Source organism: Ilumatobacter sp. (assembly GCF_046290335.1).
Classification (GTDB): Bacteria; Actinomycetota; Acidimicrobiia; order Acidimicrobiales; family Ilumatobacteraceae; genus Ilumatobacter_A.
Map to the genome: position 1 here is coordinate 19,977 of NZ_JBKAGH010000011.1, position 22,459 is coordinate 42,435.

Below are 22,459 nucleotides of genomic sequence, written 5' to 3' on the forward strand. Positions count from 1 at the left end.
AGGCCACAGCGAAGACTCGCTTCGCGGCGCGACCTCGGGTTGCGGATCGCTCCTGGGTTCGATGTCGTCAGAGACCAGCGATCTCGAGCGAGGCTCGGATCACGAGGAAGATCCCGATCGCGAGCACCGCGGTCGCGGCGATCGGGACCACCCAGATGCGCGCCGCCCGGATGATCGAGTTGCCGTCCATCGCACCGAAGGCTCGGTCGCGCAGCGCCACCATGCCGAGCCCGACGCTGACGAGTGCGATGGCCATGCCGAGTCCGAAGGCCAGGATCAGCAACCCGCCGAACGCGATGCGGTTGAGTTGGATCGCGCCGAGCAGGACGATGATCGCCGACGTCGAGGGGACGAGCCCGCCCGAGAGACCGAGCATTCCGAGGGTTTTCCAACTGACCTTGCCCGAGAGATCCATCTCGTCGAGATCGAATTTGTGCGTGTGCGGGAAGATCCCGTGACGGTGCCACCCCGCCCCGTGATCGTGGTCATGCCCGTGATCGTGGTCATGCCCGTGATCGTGGTCATGCCCGTGATCGTGGTCATGCCCGTGATCGTGATCGTGATCGTGATCGTGATCGTGATCGTGGTCATGCCCGTGATCGTGGTCATGCCCGTGATCGTGGTCATGCCCGTGATCGTGGTCATGCCCGTGATCGTGGTCATGCCCGTGATCGTGGTCATGCCCGTGATCGTGGTCATGCCCGTGATCGTGGTCATGCCCGTGATCGTGGTCATGCCCGTGATCGTGGTCATGCCCGTGATCGTGATCGTGGTCGTGTCGGACGAGGCCATGATCATGCCCAGGGGTCGTCAGCGGATGGCTGATGGCTGCAGAACCGGTCGCCAAGGCGAGACCCGTTCGAGCAAGAGCGGGCACCTCGTGCTCGTGATGCTCGTGCTCACCGTGCTCGTGCTCGTGCTGCTCGTGATGCTCGTGCTGCTCGTGCTGCTCGTGCTGCTCGTGATGCTCGTGATGCTCGTGATGCTCGTGATGCTCGTGCTCACCGTGCTCGTGATGTTCGTGATGTCCGTCGGAGCGGGTTCTGGCTCGCCATTCCGACACGGCGGTCCACACGAGCCAGATGCCGATGCCCAACACGATGAGCGCCGACAGGCCCTGCAGCCAGGGGTAGACCCGCTCGGGAGCGAACGCGGCACCGGCTGCATACGTGATGATGCCGAGGATCAGCACACCGAGGGTGTGCGACAGCGCGACGGCGATCGCCAAGACCAACGCCTGCAGCTTCGTGCCCTTCGTTCCGACGAGATACGCACCGATCACCGTCTTGCCGTGGCCGGGAGCCAACGAATGCAGCGCGCCGAGAAACGCAGCCAACCCGAGTGCCAACGCCATCGCGCCGATGCCGCCCTCGGCATCCGCGATGAGATTCGAGAAGGCATCGCCGCCGTCATCGTCGTCGTCGCCGGGCTCTGACGTGGGCAACGACGCCGAATCCGCCGAAGTGGAGGCGACGAACTCGAACGACACCGCTCGAGTGTCGGGATTCTCGGACGGGTCCGGGTAATCGGTCAGGCGATCGGTGACGGACTCGTCCGGGACCTCGCCGATGATCTCGGTGCGGTCGGCGACGACGAACACTTCGCGCCAGCCGACTCGACCGCTGTAGTTCGCGTCGTCGAACGTGACCGATCGGGCCGTCGTCGAGACCTCGATGGGGGTCACCCAGTTGCAGACGACACGTAGCGTCGTCAGACCCCCGTCGCCGTCTTCGCGCCGCGTGGTCGCCGTGAGCCCGCTCAGTTCGATCGGACTGCCGTCGAGCGTGACGGTGACGTCGTCGAACAGCGTCGTGCAATGCGCAGCGGGATCGGCTTCGATCGTGTCGCCATCTGCCTGTGTCGGCGTCTCGGCGAGGCTCAGCACGTAGTCGATCTCGATCTCGTCGGGAGCAACTCGAATCGCGGCGTACCGATCGATCGCAAACGGCCCGAACTCGTGCGCCGAGACGGACGACGGGCCCGACATCGCCACGACCACGGTGATGACGGCAGCGACGGCGGCTCGGATCGTCCACCGCCGATGATGATGCCCGACGAGCGATTCGGTGGGTGTGCTCATGTGCGAACGGGGTCCAAACTGTCGGAGGGGTCTACCGCGGCGGCCGGAGCCGAGTCGACGGAGCGAAGCCGTCCGGCCCGCTGCTCGATCGTACGCACTCCAGCGGCTGCCGCGACGGCCAAAGCGACGAACCAGACGTTGCGTGGCCAGACCCGTAAGGGGTTCGCAACCTTCTCGACCGGCCAATCGCCGTCGACGATCAGCTCACCGATCCACGCGACGGCATACCCGGCGAAGATCGCGCCGAGCACGACACCGATCACCGTCACGAAACGGGTCCGGCGCAGCATCAGCAGCGGGACAGCGACGAACACGACGACGAACAGTGCAGCGATCCATGCGCCCACCTGGAACGCGATCAAGCTGACGACGGGCCGCGAACGATCGAGATCCTGCGCGAAAAACGATGCGCCGAGGCCGAGGCCGAAACACGCTCCGGCCACCGCCACCACGAGTCGGCCGGCGCCCCTCGTGGACGGCCGAAGCAACGTCACCACGAGCGCCACCGCCACCACGGCGAGCGCTCCCGCGACGATGAGGCCAGCGGGTCGAGGGGACGGAGTGAGCGCACCCAACCCGGAGATCCACAGGCCGACCGCCGAGAGGCCGGCGAACCATCCGAGTCCGGACCGGCCACGCGCTGCGAGTGCCCGCACAGACGTCGGTGAGGTCTCGCCGCGAGTCGCGGGGACCAGGAGCAGCAACACCGTCGACGCGGCGACCAGCAGCAGGAGATCGATACCGGTGCGCACCGCGTCGGATCCCATGCCGCGAATCTCCGCCATCGACGACAGGGTCGACTCGTCGCCCAGTTCGACCCGCTGCTCGGTCAGGCCGACCGAGAACCCGAGCAGCGGTTCTTCGCCGTTGTCGAACACGGCGCTCTGGAAGTCGTCTTCGATGATCAGCAGCGCATCGCGTTCGGGATCGAACTCGATGATGACAGCGAAGTCGGCGACGAACGTCCGAGGTGCCTCGTCGAAGTCGTCTTCCACCACGAAGTCGAGCACCGCGTACGGCCCGTTCTCGGTGGGCAACACGGAGATGTCGCGGTAGTCGATCGTCCACTCGACCGCGCCGTCGCCGAGGGTCGTGTGGGATGACACGTAACGCTCCATGTCGTCGCGAGAGGCGAGCACGGCATCGACGAGACCTGCGGGATCCTGCGAGAAGTCGACGCCGAGCGCCCGGCCCAGATCGACGACCGGAATCTCGACTCGCCCTTCGACGCCGCGTTCGAACACCGAGACGTACAGGTAGCTCTGCTTGCCCGAATGAGCCGACGCAGTCGACGGCAACAGGCCCACGGCCACGAGCGCGCAGAGCGCGGCCAGCAAGGCAGGCAAGAACGGGGCGGAACGAAGGCGTGGCACAGGAGCGTCGAGGACGTTCGAGAGGCTAGGTCCTCGTCCCCTCCCCCGCCACTCGCGAAGCAGGTTCGACACGCTCCACGCTCGCCACGTCTGTCACGATCGCTCGATGCGCACCAACCAGCGAGTCGTTCTCGTTCGTCGCCCCGTCGGCACCGCGACCCCCGACTGTTTCGAGTTGCGGAAGGAACCACTCGTCGAACTCGAGCCTGGCCAGGTGCGCGTCGGGGTCGAGTACGTGTCGGTGGACGCCGGGACGCGCACGATGCTGCGCGGCGAAGGGTTCCATCAGCAGGTCGGTCTGGGCGACACGATCCGGTCGAGCGCAGTCGGCCGGGTGGTCGAAACGACCGTCGACGACTTCCCGATCGGCCAAGCGGTGCGCGGCGGGTTCGGCGTCCAGACCCTGTCGACGATGCCGGCGACGTCACTCACGGCGATCGACGACTCGATCGGGCCGATCAGCCTCTACCTCGGCGCGCTGTCCGGCTCGACCGGCGTCACCGCCTGGATCGGGGTCCGCGAGATCGGCAAACCTGCAGCCGGCGAGACGTTCGTCGTGTCGGCGGCCGCAGGCGCCGTGGGTTCGGTCGCCGGTCAGATCGCGAAACTCGACGGTGCCCGGGTCATCGGCATCGCCGGCGGCCCTGAGAAGTGCGCGCACCTCGTCGACGTCCTCGGGTTCGACGAGGCGATCGATCACCGTAACGACGACGTCGCAGCCCGGCTTCGAACGTTGTGCCCCGACGGAATCGACGTGTTCTTCGACAACGTCGGCGGCGCGATTCTCGACGCCGCGCTCGACAACCTCGCGATGCACGCTCGGGTCGTCATCTGCGGGGCGGTGTCGCAGTACGACGACATGGACAACGTGACCGGCCCGTCGATGTACCTGCGCCTCGCCGAGCGGCAATCCCGCATGGAGGGCTACGCGTACTTCCACTTTCCCGAACGCATCCCGACCGCGATGGCCCAGCTGTCCGGGTGGATCCTCGATGGGTCCTTGGTCGTGCCGGAGCACGTGCTCGAGGGAATCGAGCGGTATCCCGAAGCGCTCGAGTTCATGTTCAACGGCGGCAACGTCGGCAAACTCCTCGTCAAGGTCGGCTCCATGGTCGGCTCCATGGTCGGGTCCGATGATCCCGCGTGAGGCGGCGCTGCCTACCATCTGCCGGACCGGCGGCGCCCAAGGCCGTCGGACGGGGGACGACTGGAGGAACGCATGAAGTTCGGACTGGCATTCGCGAGCAGCATCGGCATCGAGCAGGACGTCGCGCTCGACATCTGCCGCCGAGCCGAGGCTTCGGGATTCGAGTCGCTGTGGGGAGGCGAACACGTCATCCTCCCCTCGTCGATCGAGTCGAAGTACCCGTACACAGCCGACGGCAAGATCCCGGCCGAGCCCGACACCCCGATTCCTGATCCGCTGATCTGGCTCGCATTCGCCGCCGCGGCGGCGCCGACGCTTCGCCTCGGGACCTGCATCCTGATCGTTCCGCAACGCAACCCGCTCGTACTGGCGAAGGAACTCGCCACGCTCGACCGATTGTCCGGCGGCCGCGTCGAACTGGGACTCGGCGTCGGCTGGCTGCGCGAGGAGTTCGAGGCATTGGGCGTGCCCTGGGAACGCCGCGGTGCCCGCAACGATGAGTACGTCGCCGCGATGCAGGCACTGTGGGCGGGGCCACATGCCGAGTTCCATGGCGAGTTCGTCGACTTCCCGCCGGTGACGTGCAGCCCGCGTCCCGTGCAGGAACGCATCCCGATCCTCGTCGGCGGTGACACGGACGCGGCGATCTCTCGCGCCGTGCGGATCGCCGACGGGTACTTTCCCGGCGAAGGCGACGCCGACCGACTTCGAGCGTTGGTGACCCGGCTGCATCAGGCTGCCGAGGACGCCGGGCGCGATCCGGCGAGCATCGAGGTCAACGCGATGTTCGGCGCACAGATGGCCGATCCGATCGCCGGTGTCGAGCAATTGGCCGACATCGGCGTGGGCCGCGTGATGATCCCCGCGTTCTTCTTCGCCGGCCCGGGCGGGCTCGACCGCCTCAGCGCGTTCGGCGATCAGGTCATCTTGCGCAACGCCTGACAGGTGCCGGTGCGCCATCGGCTCGCCAGCACGCCAACACCCGATCTCTCAGCCACCGATCCGAGGAGCATCACATGAAACCATTCGACCTGAGCGGCAAGGTCGCCGTCGTCACCGGCGGCGGTCAGGGCATCGGTGAGGGCATCGCTCACAGCCTCGCCCGCGCCGGAGCGTCCGTCGTCGTCGCAGCGCGTCACGTCGATCGCATCGAGCGCGTCGCCGGTGACATCACCGCAGCGGGCGGCTCTGCGATCGCGGTGGCCACCGACGTCACCGATCGCGAAGCGCTCACGGCGCTCGCCGACGCTGCTGTCGAGACCTTCGGCGGACTGCACGTCTGGGTGAACAACGCCGGCGGATCACCATTGCGCGCACCCCTCACCGAGATCATCGACGACGACTGGGACGCGTGCCTGACGCTCAACCTCACGTCCGTGTGGCGCGCGTCGGTCATCGCCGCGGCGCGTATGGCCGACGGTGGCAGCATCATCAACATCTCGTCGCCGGCCGGCGATCGCGGCGTGCCGGGAAGCGGTCATTACGCGGCGGCCAAGGCGGGTGTGAACTCGCTCACGAAGACGATGTCGCTGGAACTGGCGCCCTCCGTCCGTGTCAACGGCATCTCGCCGGGCTACGTGCCGACCGAGGTGATGATGACCGCGCTCGACACCGACGAGGAACGTCTCGAACAGATGGCGCTCAAGCGGATCCCGCTGCAGCGTCTGGGCACGCCCGACGACATGGGGTCGACCGCGGTCTTCCTCGCCAGCGACGCGGGCAGTTGGATCACCGGGCAGACGCTGATCGTCGCCGGCGGGCTCTGACCCGCCGACGACGAAGACCTCCTCGACGAAGACCTACTCGACGAAGACCTACTCGACGAAGCCGACGACGTCGACGGCGAAGTGCGCCTCCGCGGAGGTGAAGATGCACAGCGTGCCGTCGGCCGAGAGCTTCACCAGCGTCGCGTTGGCGATGTTGGACGAGGCCTCGTAGTTCAACGACGACGCGGTCGGGGGTTCGTCCGTGCACGGGTACAACGTGGCGAAACCCTTGCCGGACGGACCGACCGCCGCCAGGTTGACCAGCGCTGCCTTGGCTCCCTCGGGGACTCCACCGCGACCGGTCACCTGGACGTCGATGACTCCGGCCGCGGGCACGCGGCCATCGCCGAGACCTGCTCCGTCGACGGTGGAGATGCCCGTACCCGATCGCGTGTCGAGCAGACGGGCCGGATCGAGCGTGCCTGCGTTGGACCCGACGGGAACGAACCCGACGACGTCGATCGCCAGGTGGGTTTCCGACGAGGTGTAGGCGCAGATCGATCCGGTGTCGCTCAGCTTCACGATCGTCGTGTTGGAGATGTTCACGCCGGTCTCGTAGTTGAGCGACGACACCACCGGTCGCGTGGCGCTGCACGGATACAGCGTCACGAAGCCCCGATCGCTCGGCGCCACCGCCGCGACGTTGAGAATCGCCGCGGCTGCGTCGTCGGGGACGCCGGCACGCCCGGCGACGTCGACTTCGACCTCTTCTCCGGCCAGCACGCGGCCAGCACCGAGCGACTCGCCGTCGATCGTCGAGATGCCCGAACCCGAACGAGTGTCGAGCAGACGGGCGGGCTCGAGTGTTCCGACCTTCGAACCGTCGGGGGTGTAGCCGACGACGTCGAGCGCGTAGTGCGCCTCGGCCGACGAGTACAGGCAGATGGTGCCGGTCGGCGACAGCGTGACGAGGGCTGCGTTGGAGACGTTGCTCCCCGCTTCGAAGTTGAGCGACGACGCGACCGGCACCTCGTCGGTGCACGGATACAGCGTCGCGAAGCCTCGGCCGGAGGGTGCGATCGACGCGATGTTCAACGTGGCCGTCGTCGCGTTCGCCGGGACCCCGCCACGCCCGGCGATCTGGATCTGGATGGTGGTGTCGGCCTGCGAACGGCCCCAACCGAGGGCGAGGCCGTCGACGGTGGAGATGCCGTCGCCCGACCTCGTGTCGAGCAGACGCGCCGGGTCCCGCGACAGCAGGTCGGAGAGGATCACGATGACCCGGTTCTGGAAGGTCGCGACGACGATCGCGTCGCCCGAGGTCAGTAGCGGTGACGCCTCGCCGATGAGACCGGGCGGGGTGCCGATCGCGCTGTTGTCGGAGGTGACCGGGCCGGTCACACCACCGCTTCGACCGACGGTGACCGCACCGACGTCGACGTTCGCACCGTCGTCCCACAGATCGCTGGACAGGACGTAGTGGCCGCTCGGCAACACGACGATCTCGCTGTCGCCGTCGACTTCACCGATCTGATCATTCGCCGTGACCCCGTGCAGGCTGTTGTCGGTGGTCACCGGACCGGTGAGCGGGTTCGACGAGTCGACCCAGGTCACGGCACCGACGGCGGCGGTTGCACCGTCGTTCCAGAACGAGCTGTGCACGACGTAGTTGCCGTCGGTGAGTTCGCTCGCACCATCGGACCCCACCGAGTCGTTCACGGTCGTGCCGTGGAGGCTGTTGTCGGTCGTCACCGGACCGGTGATGCCGGTCTGCCCGTCGACGTGGATCACCGCTCCTGCACCCTCGACGGCGCCATTGCTCCACGACGACGCCGTGACCACGTAGTCGCCGTCCGCGAGCGGCGTCACGAACCCGACGCGGTCGCCGCTCGTCGTGCCGTGCAGGCTGTTCGCCGTCGACACGGGTCCGGTGATGCCCGTCGCGCCATCGCCGAACGTCACTGCTCCGACGTTGGTGACGGCACCGTCGTCCCACGAAGCGGTGTACACGACGTAGTTGCCGTTGGTCAGCGCTGCGGTTCGGCCGACTCCGTCGCCAGCCGACGTGCCGTAGAGGCTGTTCGACACCGAGACCGGACCCGAGATGCCCGTGGTCCCATCACCCCAGACCGCTGCGCCGGCGTCGACGATCCCACCGTTGTCCCACACGTTGGCGTTGACGACGTAGTTGCCGTTGGTCAAGGCGACGACACCGTTGACGGCGACCTCATCGTTGGCCGTCGTGCCGTAGAGACTGTTCGCGGCGCTCACAGCGCCCGTGAGGCCGACTTCGGCGTCGACGAAGGTCGCTGCGCCGACGTCGACGAGCACGCCGAGATCCCAGTACTGGCTGCCGACGACGTAGTTTCCGTTGGCCAGCGTCCAGACACCGCTCACGCCGACCCGGTCGCCGGCGGTCGTGCCGTGCAGACTGTTCGCGGTCGTGACCACGCCGACGAGTCCGGTCTCGCCGTCGACCTGGGTGACCGCGCCGACGTCGACGCCTCCCGGTCCGTCCCATGACGTGCTGGCGACCACGTAGTCGGAGGTACCGACCTCGTACGTGCTCCTGCCGACGTAGTCGTTCATCGTTGACCCGATCAGGCTGTTCGACGCGGTGATCGGTCCACTCGTTCCGGTCTCGCCGTTCCCCCAGGTCGACGCGCCGACATTTGCGATCGCGCCGTTGTTCCAGTCGGGGCTACCGACGACATAGTTCCCGTTCGACAACGCGAGGACCGCGCTCCCGCCGATGCCATCGCCCGATGAACCACCATGCAGGCTGTTCGACGTGGTCACCGGACCGGTGATGCCGACGTCTCCCTCGGCGAACGTGACCGCTCCGACGTTGGTCACGGCCCCGAGATCCCAATCTCTCGACCGTACGACGTAGTCGCCGTCGGCGAGCACGGTCACGACGCCGACACGGTCGTCGCTCGACGACCCGTGGAGGCTGTTGGCCGGGCTGACGATGCCGTCGAGGCCCGACGTGCCGTCGATCCAGGTGACCGCGCCGGCGTCGACCACGGTACCGAAGTCCCAGTCCGTCGACTCGATGACGACGTTGCTGTCGCCGACTTCGATCGGCTCACGATCGCCGACACGATCGTCGGTCGTGGAGCCCGTGAGCGTGGAGATCAGTTGATTCGTGGTGCCGTCGAACAGGTGGACGGCGCCGACGTCGGTGGCTCCCTCGATGTCGAAGCCGGGGTCGGTGACGACGAAGTTGCCGTTGGACAACACCAGCACGTTCTCACCGAACCGCTCGCTGCCATCCGGCCCGAGCAGATCGAGTTGGGTCGCGACGGGCGGGCCGTCGGCGCCCGCTGCGTCGGCGCCGACGAGCAGTACGCCGGTCGCTGCGAGCCCGAACGCCGTGAGGGCCTGCGGCCACCGCCGCGCTTGATGATCGCTGCTCGTCGTCGATCGTGTACGTCCCATGTGTTGCTCCCCGGTTCGTTCGTCGCCCACCTGGATCGGTCCGCCGATCGCTGAGCAGTGTACGTCGTACCCGAGAGCGACGTCTGGAGAATACGTGGATCGTGACGCGTCCCGATCCACGTCACCCCTGGTGAGGTACAGTTCGCAACATGTTCGGTTCGAAGCTCGATCTGATGCCCGGCGAGACCATGGTGCTCTCGGCGAACCCCCACTGGTGGTACTTCTGGAAGCAGGCCGCCGCCGGGATCGGCGTCGTCGCGCTGTTCTTGTTGTGGTGGATCGTCGACGTCGACTGGTTGTCGACGCTGTTCGGTTGGCTCACCGTCGTCACGTTCGTCGTGTGGCTGATCAACACCGCATACGAGTTCATCCGCTGGAAGACCACCCGTTTCGCCGTCACCAACCAGCGTGTTGCCTACCAGAGCGGATTCATCCGTCGCGTCGGCGTGTCGATCCCGCTCAACCGCGTGAACAACGTCAACTTCGAGCAGGGAGTCATCGCGCGGCTGACGAACAACGGCGTCGTCACGATCGAGTCGGCCGGCGAAACCGGCGATTCGGTGTTCGAGAACATCGCCGATCCTGACCGCGTGCGAACGCTCATCTTCTCGCAGGTGGAGGCCGACGAAGTCTCCGACTCCAAGCGTGACGCCGCGGCGATCGCCGATGCGCTGCGTGGGCAGGCACCGTCCGGTGGCGGCACGCTCTCGGCGAAGGACCGTCTGAGCGAGCTCGAGCACCTTCATCGTCAGGGCCTCGTTTCCGACAGCGAGTTCGAGACGAAGCGTCGTCAGATCCTCGACGAACTCTGAACCGCATCGCCGGTCACCGCCCGGCGTGTCACTGCCCGGTGTGATCTCGCGCCCGTGATCGCTCAGTCGCGCCAGCGCGACGCCGGCTGATAGTTCGGACCGGCTGTCTCGTCGACCCGTCGCAGGAGCAACTCACACGGCGGTTCGAACGTCGCTGCGAACTCGCGGGAGCGCGCTTCGCCGAGGAGTTCCCACGGCAGCGTCGTCGCCCGGTCGGTGTCGTCCTCGATCTGCCTGCGGAGGGCTCGACCGGCGTCGAGCACGCAGAGTGCGTCACTCGTTCGCTCGGCCAGACCCTTCCCGACGAGTGCATCCCAGCCCGCGTCGATCTCCTCGGGTGTGGCACCGCGAGATGCGGGGAGCCAGTCCGCCTCGTAGTCCATGTGTGCGTTGTGAAGGATGGACGCTTCAGGATGCGTGAGTCCTGCTGCGACCACGATCGCCCAATGCGTGTCGCCACGCCACTCGCGCAGGCAGTTGACGGCATGCCAGCCGGATAGCAGCGAATCGTCGGGGCGCGGGAGGGCGAGATGTGCCGCCATGAACACGCGTCCCATCAGCGGAAGCTGCTCCACCACACGCCAGAGTTCGGCCCCGAATTCGATGAGCGGCTCGACGATGTCGGGGGCGTGCTGATGGAGCCCCTCGACGACCGCTTCGTCGCGGGCCTGCCGGCACGCTTCGAACCGGCGTGGATCGTGCTCGAGCAGGTCGAACACCGCCCGGATTCCCCGCTGACTGATCGTCCCGAAGGCGGCGATCACGGCATCGGGGCCAGCGGCCGCGAGCGGAGCGCAACGCGACGCGAGGTAGCCGAGCGGCTCCGCGAAACCGTCCGGCAAGCCGAGCTCCACATACCGGCGCGTCGCTCCGGGATCCCAGAAGATCCACCCGATCGTCGTCTGGACCGATCGAGCATTTCGTCGGGTGATCTCGAACCAGTCGGGTGAGGCGCTCATCGATCGATCCTGCCACAGCAGGCCACGAGCAACGATGTCCGCACGCTGGAGCGGAGCGCTCGACTGTTGGCGCACGACACGACCTCGTGTATGGTCGACGGCTGCCAACGAGGTCGCCGACATGGGTCGGCGCCCGTCTCAGCAACGCCGGGGCTCCCAAGACGCCCGCGAGAGGAAGACATCTCACCAACGACCGCATCCCTCACGAACACCTTTTCGACGTCCCATGAGCAACGGGACGCCGTTCGATGAGCGACGCCGTTGGAACCGGATCCCCGAGTGGATTCGGGTCTCGTTTCTCGCCGCGTGGCATCGCGGCAACCGTGCTCCTCCTCGTCTTGGGCTGGTGGCTGTTCATTGCCGACACCGCCGCCGACAACGACGTCGTCGAAGGCTTTCGCGTCCTCCTGACCGGCATCGGTGAGCTTCCGTCGCTGCTCTTCGACTTCGACGCCTACCGCAGTTGGTGGGACTGGATGACCCAGGCCGAAGGTTGGAGCCCGATCTTCGACCGAGTCGTCCAGCACATCCAGCTGGTCGCCACCTCCATGGCGTTCGCCGTGGCGATCTCCATCGTGCTCGGCGTGATCGTCCACCGGGTCTCGTCGCTGCGCGGCCCCGTGCTCGGTGTCGCCTCGATCATGTTGACGATCCCGTCGCTGGCGCTGTTCGCTGTCTTCATCTCCGTGCCGTCGATCGGCGTCGGTGACCGGGGCCCGATCATCGCCCTGGCGATGTATTCGATCCTGCCGATCCTGCGCAACACGGTCATCGGGCTCGAAGACGTCGACCGAGCCGTCATCGAGTCCGCGAAGGGCATGGGCCTCAACGCCAGCCAACGCCTGCTACGTGTCGAGCTCCCACTCGCCTGGCCGATCATCCTCACCGGCATCCGAGTGGCGACGCTGCTCAACATCGGCATCGCAGCGATCGCCCCGCTCGTCGGTGGCACTGGCCTCGGCCGCTACATCAACGACGGCCTCCAGCGCTTTCCCGACGTCACGTCGGTCGAACGCATGTGGACCGGCGTCGTGTTCACGATCGTTCTGGCGCTCGTCGCCGACATCGCCTTCAACCTCCTGCGTCGTGTGACGACGTCGAAAGGACTCCGCTCATGACCGACACGCAGACCCCTCCCACGCCGTCCACTCTCGAACGGCCTCGCGCCAAGATCCAGTTGCACGGCGTCGGCAAGGTCTATCCCGGCTCCGACGTGCCAGCCGTCGCCGATCTCGACCTCGAGATCCCCGAAGGTGAGATCCTCGTCCTGGTCGGGCCATCGGGGTGCGGCAAGAGCACGACGCTGCGATTGATCAATCGGATGATCGAACCGACCTCGGGGCGCATCATCTTCGACGGCGAAGACGTCACCACGGTCGACGCCGACCGGCTGCGCCGTCGGATCGGCTACGTCATCCAACAGATCGGTCTGTTCCCGCACCAGACGATCGCGCAGAACATCTCGACGGTGCCGCGCCTCTTGGGATGGGACAAGACGCGCACCGCAGCGCGAGTCGACGAGTTGCTCGAGCTGACCGGGCTGGACCCGAACCAGTATCGAGATCGTTACCCGAAGGAACTGTCGGGTGGTCAAGCACAGCGCGTCGGCGTTGCTCGGGCGCTTGGTGGCGACCCCGAGGTGTTGTTGATGGACGAGCCGTTCGGAGCGATCGACCCGATCACCCGTGACCGGCTGCAGAACGAGTTCCTGCGACTGCAGAGCGAACTGAAGAAGACGATCGTGTTCGTCACCCACGACATCGACGAGGCGATCAAGATGGGCGATCGGATCGCGATCCTCGGCGAGCAGTCGGTGATCCGCCAGTTCGACACCCCGGAGCGGATCCTGGCGTACCCGGTCGACGATTTCGTGAGCGACTTCATCGGTTCGGGTTCGACACTGAAGGGCCTCAACTTCGAACGAGTACGTGATCTCGAACTCGCAGCCGACTGGCCGATCGTGAGCGTCGACACCGACCGGGCGTCGGCCCGTCAGCTGTACGACTCGTCGCCGGAGAAGTGGATGTTGGTGCTCGATCGCGAACAGCGACCGATCCGCTGGGTGCAAGACCGTCATCTCGACGACACGTCGATTCCGCTCGATCAGGCCGGAGCGCGAGTCGAAGCGTTGGTCGCGCCGAACGCGACGCTGCACGATGCGCTCGAAGAGATGTTGCTCTCCAACGCCGGACAGGCCGTGGTGGTCGACGAGAAAGGTCGATGTCAGGGCATCCTCGACATCGAACGTCTCGCCGACGTCCTCAAGCGGCTGCGCAGCCAGGCAAAGAAGCACTACGAGCAACTCGCCGTCGCCGAAGCCGCTGAAGCTGCTGAGGTGCTGGCTGGCGCTGGTGGGACTGGGTCGAACGGAGCGGGGGCGGGCCACTGATGACTTCCGTGCAGGTACCACCTGCTCCCCCGACGACCACGACGCAAGCCGACGAGGTCGAAGACGTCTCCTCACCCGTCGAGTCGCGTGAGCTGCCGCCGGCGATCCGGTTGGTGAAGTCCAACGCCGGGCTCCTGATCACGCCGCTGATCGTGATCGCTGGCAGCATCGCGTTGTACCTCTACAACGCTTCGGCCGACAAGATCTTCCAGGACGAGCGAGCGCTGAACTGGGACCGCAACCTGAGGCCCCAACTCGAACAGCATCTGTCGCTGACGTTCTGGTCGACGATCTTCACGGTCAGCTTGGCCGTTCCCCTTGGGATTCTGCTGACCCGACCCAAGTACAAGCGGGCTGGGTCACCGATTCTCGCCATCGCGACGTCCGGTCAGGCGATCCCTGCGTTCGGACTCCTCGTGCTCGCCTTCGCCTGGCTCGGCCGAGGACCCTGGACCACGATCTGGGCGTTGGCATTGTTCACGCTCCTGCCCGTGTTGCGCAACACGATGGTCGGCCTCGAGCAGGTCGACAAGAGCGTGATCGAAGCTGGTCGTGGCATGGGGCTCACCAAACGCCAGACGCTTCGTCAAATCGAGCTTCCACTGGCCATCCCCGTGATCCTCGCCGGTGTCCGAACGGCACTGGTGATCACCGTCGGTATGGCCGCCCTTGCCTTCCTCATCGGAGGTGGCGGGCTGGGAGCCACGATCAGTGCCGGATTGAAGCTCAGCCGAGATCTGGTCCTGATCACCGGCGCGGTCATGACCGCGCTCGTTGCGTTGTCGGTCGACTGGATCGCCGCGCTCATCGAGAAGACGCTTCGACCCAGCGGCCTGTGACCTCAACCATCACACGTCTGCTTCGACGCGCCCTCGAACGAATACCCGTGAACACCTATAAGGAGACAAATACCATGAAGTCCACACGACAGACGACGCGGCTCTTCGCCGCCGCCGCTGCCATCTCACTCGTTGCCGCCGCATGCGGCAGCGACGATGACGGCGACGCCGTCGACACCACCGACGCTCCGGCTGAGACGTCCGCAACCGACGAGCCGGCCGAGACCTCGGCTCCGGCCCCGAGCGCCGAGTGCGAGACCGCCGTCGACGAAGACGACTCGGTCGCCTCGCTGACCGAACTCGACTTCAGCGGGATCGACGTCAACGTCGGCTCGAAGGATTTCGTCGAGCAGTTCGTTCTCAGCCAGCTCGCCATCGTCGCCCTCGAGGCGGGCGGTGCGAACGTCACCGACTCGACCAACCTCGGCGGCACCGTCGTCAACCGCGACGCATTGCTGGCCGGCGAGATCGATACCTACTTCGAGTACAACGGCACTGGCTGGACCGTGCACCTCGCACAGGAAGACCCCAGCTTCGACCCCGACGTGTTGACCACCGACGTGTGTGTCAACGATCTCGGGGAAAACGACGTTCGTTGGGTCGGTGTGTCGCCGTTCAACAACACCTACGGATTCGCCACCGCCGGTGACTCCCCGGCCGCGGGTCTCGACCTGCAGGGGATGATGGAGTACGTCAACGAGAACCCTGACGCCACCGTCTGCATGGAGACCGAGTACCCGAACCGTCCCGACGGCCTCGTGCTGCTCGAGGAGGCGACCGGCCTCACGATTCCGGCCGGCCAGGAGCAGATCCTCGACGTCGGCGTGATCTACGACGAGACCGCGACCGGCAACTGCACCTTCGGTGAGATCTTCACCACCGATGGCCGCATCCCGGCGCTCGGCCTCGTGGTCGTGGAGGATCCCGGCGTGCACGTGCTCTACAACGTCTCGATGACGATGCCCGACAGCGTGTACCAGCAGGCTCCCGAAGCATTCGAGGCGCTCGCCGACACCCTCCTGTCGGATCTCGACAACGACACGATCGCTGAACTCCAGCGTCGCGTGTCGGCCGATGGCGAAGACCCCCGTGCGGTCGCCGAGGATTACCTCACCCAGCAGGGCCTCATCTGAGCAACCCACCACCGGGTCACGACTGACCCATGACGGCGCGGTGACACACCGAACCGTCGACACGACGAGGGGGACGATCGCGATGCGGTCGTCCCCCTCGTCGCGTCCCTGGGTCGGGAGGCGCTACGGTCGACCACATGACCGACATGCCACCGCCGCCGATGACTCCTCCCCCGCCCCCAGCGTCCGCGATGGGCGGTGTGCAGCAGGGGCCCGTGGGCAAGCGCCGATCGATCGGCTTGGTCATCCTCCTCTCGATCGTGACGTTCGGCATCTGGATCATCGTGTGGTCGTACCAGAACGGCGATGAGATCAAGCGCTTCTCGGGGAATGGGATCGGCGGTATCGGCTATCTCTTCATCACCTTGTTGCTCTCGCCGATCACGATGTTCCTCCTCGCCGGCGAGGTCGAGCAGATGTATCGCAAGGAGGGCAAGGAGCCGCCGATCACGACCATCTGGGGTCTGTGGTTCCTGTTGCCCGTCATCGGCAACATCATCTGGTACGTCCGTATCCAGAACGCGATCAACGATCACTGGACGGCACACGGCCAGACCAACAAGCCCAGCCTCTGAGGCTGTGTTGCCGCGTCGCCGCTGATCCCCCGCTCTGCGGACTGGCGACGCGTGAGCTGTCCGGTCCGACTCCGGCCGCGGCCGACGCGTAGCCTCGGGTCGACCGACCGCTCGACCCGAGCAACGGGCGAGGACGCAGCAGGGAGCCGACCATGGCATGGGATTTCGAGACCGAACCCGAGTTCGAAGCGAAGCTCGCGTGGATGCGCGAGTTCGTGAAAGAGGAGATCTTCCCCCTCGAAACACTCGCGCCCGAGTTTCGCAGCGCCGAGGGGCGAGCCGCCTACGCCAAGGTCACCGAACCGCTGAAACAGCAGGTGAAGGACCAGGGCCTGTGGGCTGCTCACCTCCCACCTGAGTTGGGTGGCGGTGGCTTCGGCCAGGTCAAGCTCGGGCTGATGCACGAGATCCTCGGCCAGTCCGTGCTGGCACCGCGCATCTTCGGCAACAACGCACCCGACTCGGGCAACGCGGAACTGTTGTCGCTCGGCGGGACCGAGGAACAGAAGACGACGTGGATGCAGCCACTCCTCGATCAGAAGATCAGTTCGTGTTTCTCGATGACCGAGCCGGGAGCGGGCGCCGACCCGACGCTGCTCACCACCCAGGCAGTCCGCGATGGCGACGAGTGGATCATCAACGGTCACAAGTGGTTCTCGTCGAACGCGTCGGTGGCCGACATCTTGATCGTGATGGTCAAGACCAACCTCGACGAGGATGCGTCGCCGTACTCGGCGTTCTCGATGATCATCGTTCCGACCGATACCCCGGGTGTCAACATCTTGCGTGATGTGCCGACGATGGATCATCCCCATCAGGTCACGGGCGAGCCCGGTGGTCACGCCGAGATCCTGTACGAAGACGTACGCGTCCCGTTCGACAACGTCGTCGGTGGCGAGGCCGGCATCGGGCAGGGCTTCGCGCTCGCACAGAAGCGACTCGGACCGGGTCGCATCCACCACGCGATGCGATGGCTCGGCCAGTCGCAGCGAGCCTTCGACCTGCTGTGTGAGCGAGCGCTGACCCGCTTCACGAAGGGCTCGATCCTCGCCGACAAGCAGATGGTCCAGGACTGGATCGCTCAGTCGTACGCCGACCGTGAAGCGGCCCGGCTGCTGACGCTGCAGGCCGCGTGGAAGATGGACAAGCTGCACGACGCTGGTGGCACCTACAGCGATGCTCGCCTCGAGATCGCCGTGATCAAGTTCTGGGGCGCCAAGGTGCTCCACGACGTGATCGATCGAGCGATCCAGATCCACGGCTCGCTCGGTTACACGACCGACCTGCCGCTGGAGTCGATGTACCGGGCGGCGCGCGCCGCCCGGATCTACGACGGCCCCGACGAGGTCCACAAGGTGACCGTCGCCCGCCAGGTCTTGAAGCGGTACCGGCCGGCCGATCCGAGCATCGACCACATTCCCACACGGCGCGCCGACGCACTCCAGCGGTACGCCGACGTCCTCGACGAGCTCGCGATCAACTCCTGAAGCCCGTCGTGCACCGCATCGTCGGCGGTGACCAACGGGCCGAACGGCACTGTCGCGACGGCGCGGATCGGACGACGATCGACGCAGGAGGCACGCCGCTGGCTCGGGTGCCGTCACTCGAGCCATCGTCGTCGAACGACATGAGCGATCGAGAGCAACCGGGCGCCGCGAGATGATCCCCACCACGGCGTTGACCTTCGTCGGCGGAGCGGGCACGGTCACGGGGAGCAAGACGCTGCTCGACACTCCGGACGGACGGGTGCTGATCGACTGCGGACTGTTCCAGGGAAAGAAGGAGCTGCGGCTGCAGAACTGGGCCGACTTCCCGGTTCCGCCCGAATCGATCGACGCCGTCGTGCTCACGCACGCGCACGTCGACCACTGCGGGTACGTTCCTCGGCTCGTTCGACTCGGTTTCCGCGGACCGGTGTACTGCACGCCGGGTACGCATCGCCTTGCATCGATCGTGCTGCCCGACAGCGGGCATCTGCACGAAGAGGAAGCCGACTACGCCAACCGCAAGGGATTCTCGAAGCACGAGCCCGCGTTGGCGCTCTACACCGAACACGACGCGGTCGAGAGCCTGGCCCAGTTCCGTTCCGTCGACTTCGACACGCCGCTCGAGGTGGTGCCTGGTGTGACTGCGACGTGGCGTCACGCAGGCCACATCCTCGGCGCAGCGTCGATCGATCTCCATCTGGCGTCGAGCGACCGGCACGTCGTGTTCAGCGGCGATCTCGGCCGCCCGACCCACCCGCTCCTGCTGCCTCCCGCACCGATCGGACGTGCCGACGTGCTCGTCACCGAGTCGACGTACGGCGATCGAGATCATCCGCATGTCGATCCCGACGACACGATCGCGGCGGCGGTGAGCGAAGCAGCGCGACGTGGCGGCGTGGTGGTGATCCCCGCCTTCGCCGTCGATCGCACCGAGATCGTGCTGTGGCACCTCGACCGGCTCGTCAGGTCCGGGCGAGTCCCTGACGTGCCGGTCTTCGTCGACAGCCCGATGGCGAGCCGCACGCTCGACGTGTACCGCGAGGCGGCACGGTCGGGTTCGGGCGAGATCCGCCCCGAGTTCCACGGCACCGAGCTGTTCTCGTCGTTGCAGCTGCGGGAGACCCGATCGGTCGACGCGTCGAAGGAACTCAACGCGCGACACGGACCGATGATCATCATCTCGGCGTCGGGGATGGCGACCGGCGGCCGCGTGTTGCATCATCTGGCGCAGCGCATCGGCGACGACCGCAACGCCGTGCTGCTCGTCGGGTTCCAGGCGCCCGGCACTCGTGGCGATTCCCTGCGGCAGGGAGCACGCGAAATCAAGCTGTTCGGTCAGTATCGGCGTGTGCGCGCCCGGATCTGGTCGATCGAACTGTCTGCGCACGCGGATCAGCACGAACTCCTGGCCTGGGCCGACACCGCCGCTCCCCCGCCCGAGGTGGTCTACGTCAACCATGGTGAAGCCGACCGCAGCGCGGCGCTGGTCGACGCCATCCACGCCCGCACCGACACCCCCGCCGTCGTCCCCGCCCCCGGCGAACGAGTGCTCATCGGCCGCTGACCGCCCCGCACCGGCACCGCGACGTGGCGCCGCGATCGCGTGTCAGGACTCCGAGCGATCGCCGTACTTCGCGCGAATCGCCTCCCGGGCGGCGTCGGGGTCGGCCATCATGTCGATCGGGATCGTCGTCTGCGCGTTGCGTTCGAACGCCTCACGAGTCCGACGGAACGTCGGCACGATCCGTGCGAGTAGCTCCACGACCTTCTGAGGATCGGCACCGTTCGGACTGCTCTGCCGCATCCCTCGAACGTACCGGATCGACTCGCCGACCCCGGGCGGGCCGGACGGCATCTCGACGCGACCGGGATGGACACTCGGCCTCCCGGCCGTCACGTCAGCGCCGGGGAAGGAGCACCGGCACCTCGACGATGTCGAGTTGGCTTGCGTCTTGTGCCGAGTCCTCCCACATGATGATCGATCCGGAGGTCGCCTCGTCGCCGAGCGAGACGTCACCGAGGTCGACGACGATCTCGAAGTCACCCCACGCACCGTTGCCGTTCGTCGCTGTCGCGAACCCCTCGGCCACCACGATCCCGTCCCCGCCCCCACTGGTGATCGCGTAGCGAACGGTCGCTTCGAAGGTATTCGACTCGCCGCGGATCACGAACGGGTCGGTGACTGCGACGCCGGGTGTCGGCAGCTCGATCAGGATCGCCGGCCGGACGTTGGAGAAGTCGTCGCGTGAGAATCCGTCGGCACTCTCGAAGCCGTGGGACAACATCGACGTCTGCGCGATGCCGTCGATCCGGAATGCGACGCGGTCGATACCGTCGAACTGGGTGACGGCGAAGACGACCTGGGCGAGCCGCATCGTCTCGTCGAGCGTTCCACCCGATGCCGTGAACTCACCGGACAGGTCGACCGTTGCGGTGTCACCCTCGACGACGACACCGAGCAGCGTGGTGCCGGCCGGAACGCTGCTGGTCATGCCGATCTCCGCCTCGACGCTGGTCGGCCCGGCGAACGTCTCCTCGAGCGCGTGCTGGATCGGCGAGTCCGCTGCGACATCGCGACCACCCGCGCCGAGTCGCTCTGGCGCACCGGATGCCGGATTGAGGACGCTCCAGCCCCAGTAGACGTTGACGAACATCGTGTCGTCGTCGCCGATCGTGCTGGAATTCGCAGCCGAGGGCTGCGTCGTCGTGGCCTCGGTCGGCACCACCGTGTCGTCGCTGGCGGCGGTCGTTGCTGGCGCGGACGGTTCGGCGACGGTGGTCGCTGTGCTGGTCGCGGTCGTGTTGCTCGCCGCCGGAGTGGTCGTGTCGGCGTCGGTCGCACACGAGGCGAGCAACAGCCCGAGACCGACCACGATCGCCCCGACCGAGATCGGAGATCGCTGCCCACGTCGACGAAGCATGATGCACCTCCGAGGGCCATCATGATCCCAACGTCGCGTGCGCAACAGAGCCGAACGTCCCGGCGCCGTCGATCCTCGCGGACACACCGCTACCCCGCTCACTCACCGCGAGAGTTCGGCCACCAAATCGCTGCCCTGGGCCTGAACGAGCAGACCCAGCATCGCAGTCTGGTGGGCGCAGAGGGACTCGAACCCCCGACATCTTCCTTGTAAGTCTTATTGTGTCCGTTTCTTGACGTTCGCCAACGTGCGTGAACGTGCGCTGACCAGGACTTTTGCTCGTTCGACCGGTCCTGGTCGTCCTTCGATGTACGCTTGTGTTGCTCACCGCGTTGCCCACCGCGCTGCCTGGAGGATCGATGAGTTCTCAACGAGGAAACGGCGAAGGATCGGTCTACAGGGTCCTGAAGCCACGCAAGTCAGGAATGCCTACGGAGCGTTGGGTCGCCCAGGTCATGATCGACGGCCGGAAGCGCCGCACGATCTCCCCCACCGAGGCTGAAGCGAAACGATCATTGCGGCAACTGCTCAAGTCGGTCGACGAGGGCCGACCGGTTGTCGATGGCAATCTCCAGCTCGGCACCTTGATTGACCAATGGGAGGCCAAAGTACTCCCCAACAAGAACCTCAAGGGCTCGACCGTCGGCCGCCACAAGTGGGCCCTGAACATCCTGCGCAACGACCTTGGCGGGGCGAAGGTCCGCACACTGAGCCCCGAGCGGATCGAAAAGGCGCTCACCGACCGGGCGCAGGCCGGGTTCTCGCGATCGTCGCTCAACAAGATTCGTGGCACGTTGTCGCAGGTACTGAAGTGGGGTGTGCGCCGAGACCTCGTCGCGCGAAACGTGGCATCCGTCGTCGAGCTGCCGGCCGAGGCCCGACCGGTGAAGGAGGGCCGCTCACTCTCTCTCGAACAGGCCAAGGATTTCATCGCGGCGAGCGCTGGCACTCCGCTCGAAGCCATGTGGATCGCAATGGTGTATCTCGGCCTACGTCCCGGCGAGGCGGCCGGACTGTCGTGGCCCGACGTCGATTTCGAGCGCAAGACCATTCACATCTGGCGTGCCATCTCACGAGACGAGAACGGCGCGATCATCCTGTCCGAACCGAAGACGACGCAGTCAGTTCGATCGCTCGACGCGCCGGGTCCCGTACTCGACGCCCTGCGCCAGCACCGCCTCGAGCAGAAGCGGCACCAACTCGAGATCGGGGAGATCTGGTCCAACCCCGAAGCATTGATCTTCACCTCCCCCACCGGTCATGCCATCGACCCGATGGTCTGCCGCAAGGAGTTCACGAAGGTGGTCACGACGATCGGCCTCGACGATTGGACGCCCAACGAACTCCGTCACTCGGCAGCGTCGCTGATGTCTGACGCCGGCATGCCGATCGAGCAGGTCGCCGACCAGCTCGGGCACAAGGATCTACGAATGCTGCAGAAGCACTACCGGCACAGGGTCCGACCGACGATCGGTGGAGGCAACGTTCTGGACGCCGCACTCGGCAACTGACTACCGCGACATCCGACGGCGCGGACGAAGATCCCAACTCCTCAACCCATGTAGGAGTCGCCGTTGTTATGACGCTCTCCTGCTGG

At 66.3% G+C, this 22,459-nt stretch carries 18 protein-coding genes; 12 read left to right on the plus strand and 6 right to left on the minus strand.

Annotation, left to right across the window (positions count from 1 at the left end):
- Positions 1 to 67: 67 nt before the first annotated feature.
- Both ACE37B_RS24345 and ACE37B_RS24350 read right to left on the minus strand, forming a co-directional pair.
- Positions 68 to 2,080: a hypothetical protein gene (locus ACE37B_RS24345; protein ID WP_409925954.1), complete on the minus strand. Its 2,013-nt coding sequence runs from the start codon at positions 2,078 to 2,080 to the stop codon at positions 68 to 70.
- Entirely contained in the window at positions 2,077 to 3,426 is a 1,350-nt protein-coding gene (locus ACE37B_RS24350; RefSeq protein WP_409925955.1) for a hypothetical protein, read from the minus strand. Before ACE37B_RS24350 ends, ACE37B_RS24345 begins: the two co-directional genes overlap by 4 nt.
- 133 nt (positions 3,427 to 3,559) lie before the next feature.
- Here ACE37B_RS24350 and ACE37B_RS24355 point away from each other — a divergent pair, with 133 nt between their 5' ends.
- From ACE37B_RS24355 to ACE37B_RS24365, 3 genes are all read left to right on the plus strand, one after another.
- Positions 3,560 to 4,600: an NADP-dependent oxidoreductase gene (locus ACE37B_RS24355; RefSeq protein WP_409925956.1), complete on the plus strand. Its 1,041-nt coding sequence runs from the start codon at positions 3,560 to 3,562 to the stop codon at positions 4,598 to 4,600.
- A gap of 72 nt (positions 4,601 to 4,672) precedes the next feature.
- Positions 4,673 to 5,542, plus strand: a complete 870-nt coding sequence (locus tag ACE37B_RS24360) for an LLM class F420-dependent oxidoreductase (RefSeq protein WP_409925957.1) — start codon at positions 4,673 to 4,675, stop codon at positions 5,540 to 5,542.
- 74 nt (positions 5,543 to 5,616) lie between these two features.
- Positions 5,617 to 6,366, plus strand: a complete 750-nt coding sequence (locus ACE37B_RS24365; RefSeq protein WP_409925958.1) for an SDR family NAD(P)-dependent oxidoreductase — start codon at positions 5,617 to 5,619, stop codon at positions 6,364 to 6,366.
- A 48-nt stretch (positions 6,367 to 6,414) separates the two neighbouring features.
- Here ACE37B_RS24365 and ACE37B_RS24370 read toward each other — a convergent pair whose 3' ends face one another.
- Positions 6,415 to 9,747, minus strand: coding sequence for a hypothetical protein (locus tag ACE37B_RS24370; RefSeq protein ID WP_409925959.1), 3,333 nt, complete (start codon positions 9,745 to 9,747; stop codon positions 6,415 to 6,417).
- A gap of 149 nt (positions 9,748 to 9,896) precedes the next feature.
- On the opposite strand from ACE37B_RS24370, the gene ACE37B_RS24375 reads away from it, so the two are divergent.
- On the plus strand, positions 9,897 to 10,559 hold the full coding sequence (locus tag ACE37B_RS24375; RefSeq protein WP_409925960.1) for a PH domain-containing protein: 663 nt from the start codon (positions 9,897 to 9,899) through the stop codon (positions 10,557 to 10,559).
- A 62-nt stretch (positions 10,560 to 10,621) separates the two neighbouring features.
- Here ACE37B_RS24375 and ACE37B_RS24380 read toward each other — a convergent pair whose 3' ends face one another.
- Positions 10,622 to 11,518: an SCO6745 family protein gene (locus ACE37B_RS24380; RefSeq protein WP_409925961.1), complete on the minus strand. Its 897-nt coding sequence runs from the start codon at positions 11,516 to 11,518 to the stop codon at positions 10,622 to 10,624.
- Positions 11,519 to 11,766: 248 nt separating this feature from the next.
- On the opposite strand from ACE37B_RS24380, the gene ACE37B_RS24385 reads away from it, so the two are divergent.
- From ACE37B_RS24385 to ACE37B_RS24415, 7 genes are all read left to right on the plus strand, one after another.
- Positions 11,767 to 12,636 (plus strand): ABC transporter permease, encoded by an 870-nt coding sequence (locus ACE37B_RS24385; RefSeq protein ID WP_409925962.1) that lies wholly within the window; start codon positions 11,767 to 11,769, stop codon positions 12,634 to 12,636.
- A complete protein-coding gene (locus ACE37B_RS24390; RefSeq protein ID WP_409925963.1) occupies positions 12,633 to 13,907 on the plus strand; it encodes a betaine/proline/choline family ABC transporter ATP-binding protein in 1,275 nt (424 codons plus the stop codon). The genes ACE37B_RS24385 and ACE37B_RS24390 overlap by 4 nt, the downstream gene beginning before the upstream one ends.
- An 8-nt stretch (positions 13,908 to 13,915) precedes the next feature.
- Entirely contained in the window at positions 13,916 to 14,746 is an 831-nt protein-coding gene (locus tag ACE37B_RS24395) for an ABC transporter permease (protein WP_409925964.1), read from the plus strand.
- A gap of 74 nt (positions 14,747 to 14,820) precedes the next feature.
- Positions 14,821 to 15,879 carry a glycine betaine ABC transporter substrate-binding protein gene (locus ACE37B_RS24400; RefSeq protein WP_409925965.1) on the plus strand — a complete coding sequence of 353 codons (1,059 nt, stop codon included), beginning with the start codon at positions 14,821 to 14,823 and terminating at the stop codon, positions 15,877 to 15,879.
- 137 nt (positions 15,880 to 16,016) lie between these two features.
- Entirely contained in the window at positions 16,017 to 16,454 is a 438-nt protein-coding gene (locus tag ACE37B_RS24405; RefSeq protein ID WP_409925966.1) for a DUF4234 domain-containing protein, read from the plus strand.
- A gap of 152 nt (positions 16,455 to 16,606) precedes the next feature.
- Positions 16,607 to 17,941 carry an acyl-CoA dehydrogenase family protein gene (locus tag ACE37B_RS24410; protein ID WP_409925967.1) on the plus strand — a complete coding sequence of 445 codons (1,335 nt, stop codon included), beginning with the start codon at positions 16,607 to 16,609 and terminating at the stop codon, positions 17,939 to 17,941.
- Positions 17,942 to 18,113: 172 nt separating this feature from the next.
- On the plus strand, positions 18,114 to 19,505 hold the full coding sequence (locus ACE37B_RS24415) for an MBL fold metallo-hydrolase (RefSeq protein ID WP_409925968.1): 1,392 nt from the start codon (positions 18,114 to 18,116) through the stop codon (positions 19,503 to 19,505).
- Between the two features lie 42 nt (positions 19,506 to 19,547).
- On the opposite strand, the gene ACE37B_RS24420 is transcribed toward ACE37B_RS24415, so the two are convergent.
- Both ACE37B_RS24420 and ACE37B_RS24425 read right to left on the minus strand, forming a co-directional pair.
- Complete coding sequence (locus ACE37B_RS24420) at positions 19,548 to 19,745, minus strand: hypothetical protein (RefSeq protein ID WP_409925969.1); 198 nt, start codon at positions 19,743 to 19,745, stop codon at positions 19,548 to 19,550.
- Between the two features lie 94 nt (positions 19,746 to 19,839).
- Entirely contained in the window at positions 19,840 to 20,862 is a 1,023-nt protein-coding gene (locus ACE37B_RS24425) for a GerMN domain-containing protein (RefSeq protein ID WP_409925970.1), read from the minus strand.
- A 425-nt stretch (positions 20,863 to 21,287) separates the two neighbouring features.
- Here ACE37B_RS24425 and xerC point away from each other — a divergent pair, with 425 nt between their 5' ends.
- Complete coding sequence (xerC, locus tag ACE37B_RS24430) at positions 21,288 to 22,373, plus strand: tyrosine recombinase XerC (protein ID WP_409925971.1); 1,086 nt, start codon at positions 21,288 to 21,290, stop codon at positions 22,371 to 22,373.
- Positions 22,374 to 22,459: the final 86 nt, after the last annotated feature.

Excerpts from the sequence above, each read along its gene's own strand:
- ACE37B_RS24345 (WP_409925954.1), bottom strand. The coding sequence starts at position 2,080 with ATGAGCACACCCACCGAATCGCTCGTCGGGCATCATCATCGGCGGTGG.
- ACE37B_RS24355 (WP_409925956.1), top strand. The coding sequence starts at position 3,560 with ATGCGCACCAACCAGCGAGTCGTTCTCGTTCGTCGCCCCGTCGGCACC.
- ACE37B_RS24360 (WP_409925957.1), top strand. The coding sequence starts at position 4,673 with ATGAAGTTCGGACTGGCATTCGCGAGCAGCATCGGCATCGAGCAGGAC.
- ACE37B_RS24365 (WP_409925958.1), top strand. The coding sequence starts at position 5,617 with ATGAAACCATTCGACCTGAGCGGCAAGGTCGCCGTCGTCACCGGCGGC.
- ACE37B_RS24370 (WP_409925959.1), bottom strand. The coding sequence starts at position 9,747 with ATGGGACGTACACGATCGACGACGAGCAGCGATCATCAAGCGCGGCGG.
- ACE37B_RS24375 (WP_409925960.1), top strand. The coding sequence starts at position 9,897 with ATGTTCGGTTCGAAGCTCGATCTGATGCCCGGCGAGACCATGGTGCTC.
- ACE37B_RS24380 (WP_409925961.1), bottom strand. The coding sequence starts at position 11,518 with ATGAGCGCCTCACCCGACTGGTTCGAGATCACCCGACGAAATGCTCGA.
- ACE37B_RS24385 (WP_409925962.1), top strand. The coding sequence starts at position 11,767 with ATGAGCGACGCCGTTGGAACCGGATCCCCGAGTGGATTCGGGTCTCGT.
- ACE37B_RS24390 (WP_409925963.1), top strand. The coding sequence starts at position 12,633 with ATGACCGACACGCAGACCCCTCCCACGCCGTCCACTCTCGAACGGCCT.
- ACE37B_RS24400 (WP_409925965.1), top strand. The coding sequence starts at position 14,821 with ATGAAGTCCACACGACAGACGACGCGGCTCTTCGCCGCCGCCGCTGCC.
- ACE37B_RS24405 (WP_409925966.1), top strand. The coding sequence starts at position 16,017 with ATGACCGACATGCCACCGCCGCCGATGACTCCTCCCCCGCCCCCAGCG.
- ACE37B_RS24410 (WP_409925967.1), top strand. The coding sequence starts at position 16,607 with ATGGCATGGGATTTCGAGACCGAACCCGAGTTCGAAGCGAAGCTCGCG.
- ACE37B_RS24415 (WP_409925968.1), top strand. The coding sequence starts at position 18,114 with ATGATCCCCACCACGGCGTTGACCTTCGTCGGCGGAGCGGGCACGGTC.
- ACE37B_RS24420 (WP_409925969.1), bottom strand. The coding sequence starts at position 19,745 with ATGCGGCAGAGCAGTCCGAACGGTGCCGATCCTCAGAAGGTCGTGGAG.
- ACE37B_RS24425 (WP_409925970.1), bottom strand. The coding sequence starts at position 20,862 with ATGCTTCGTCGACGTGGGCAGCGATCTCCGATCTCGGTCGGGGCGATC.
- xerC (WP_409925971.1), top strand. The coding sequence starts at position 21,288 with ATGCCTACGGAGCGTTGGGTCGCCCAGGTCATGATCGACGGCCGGAAG.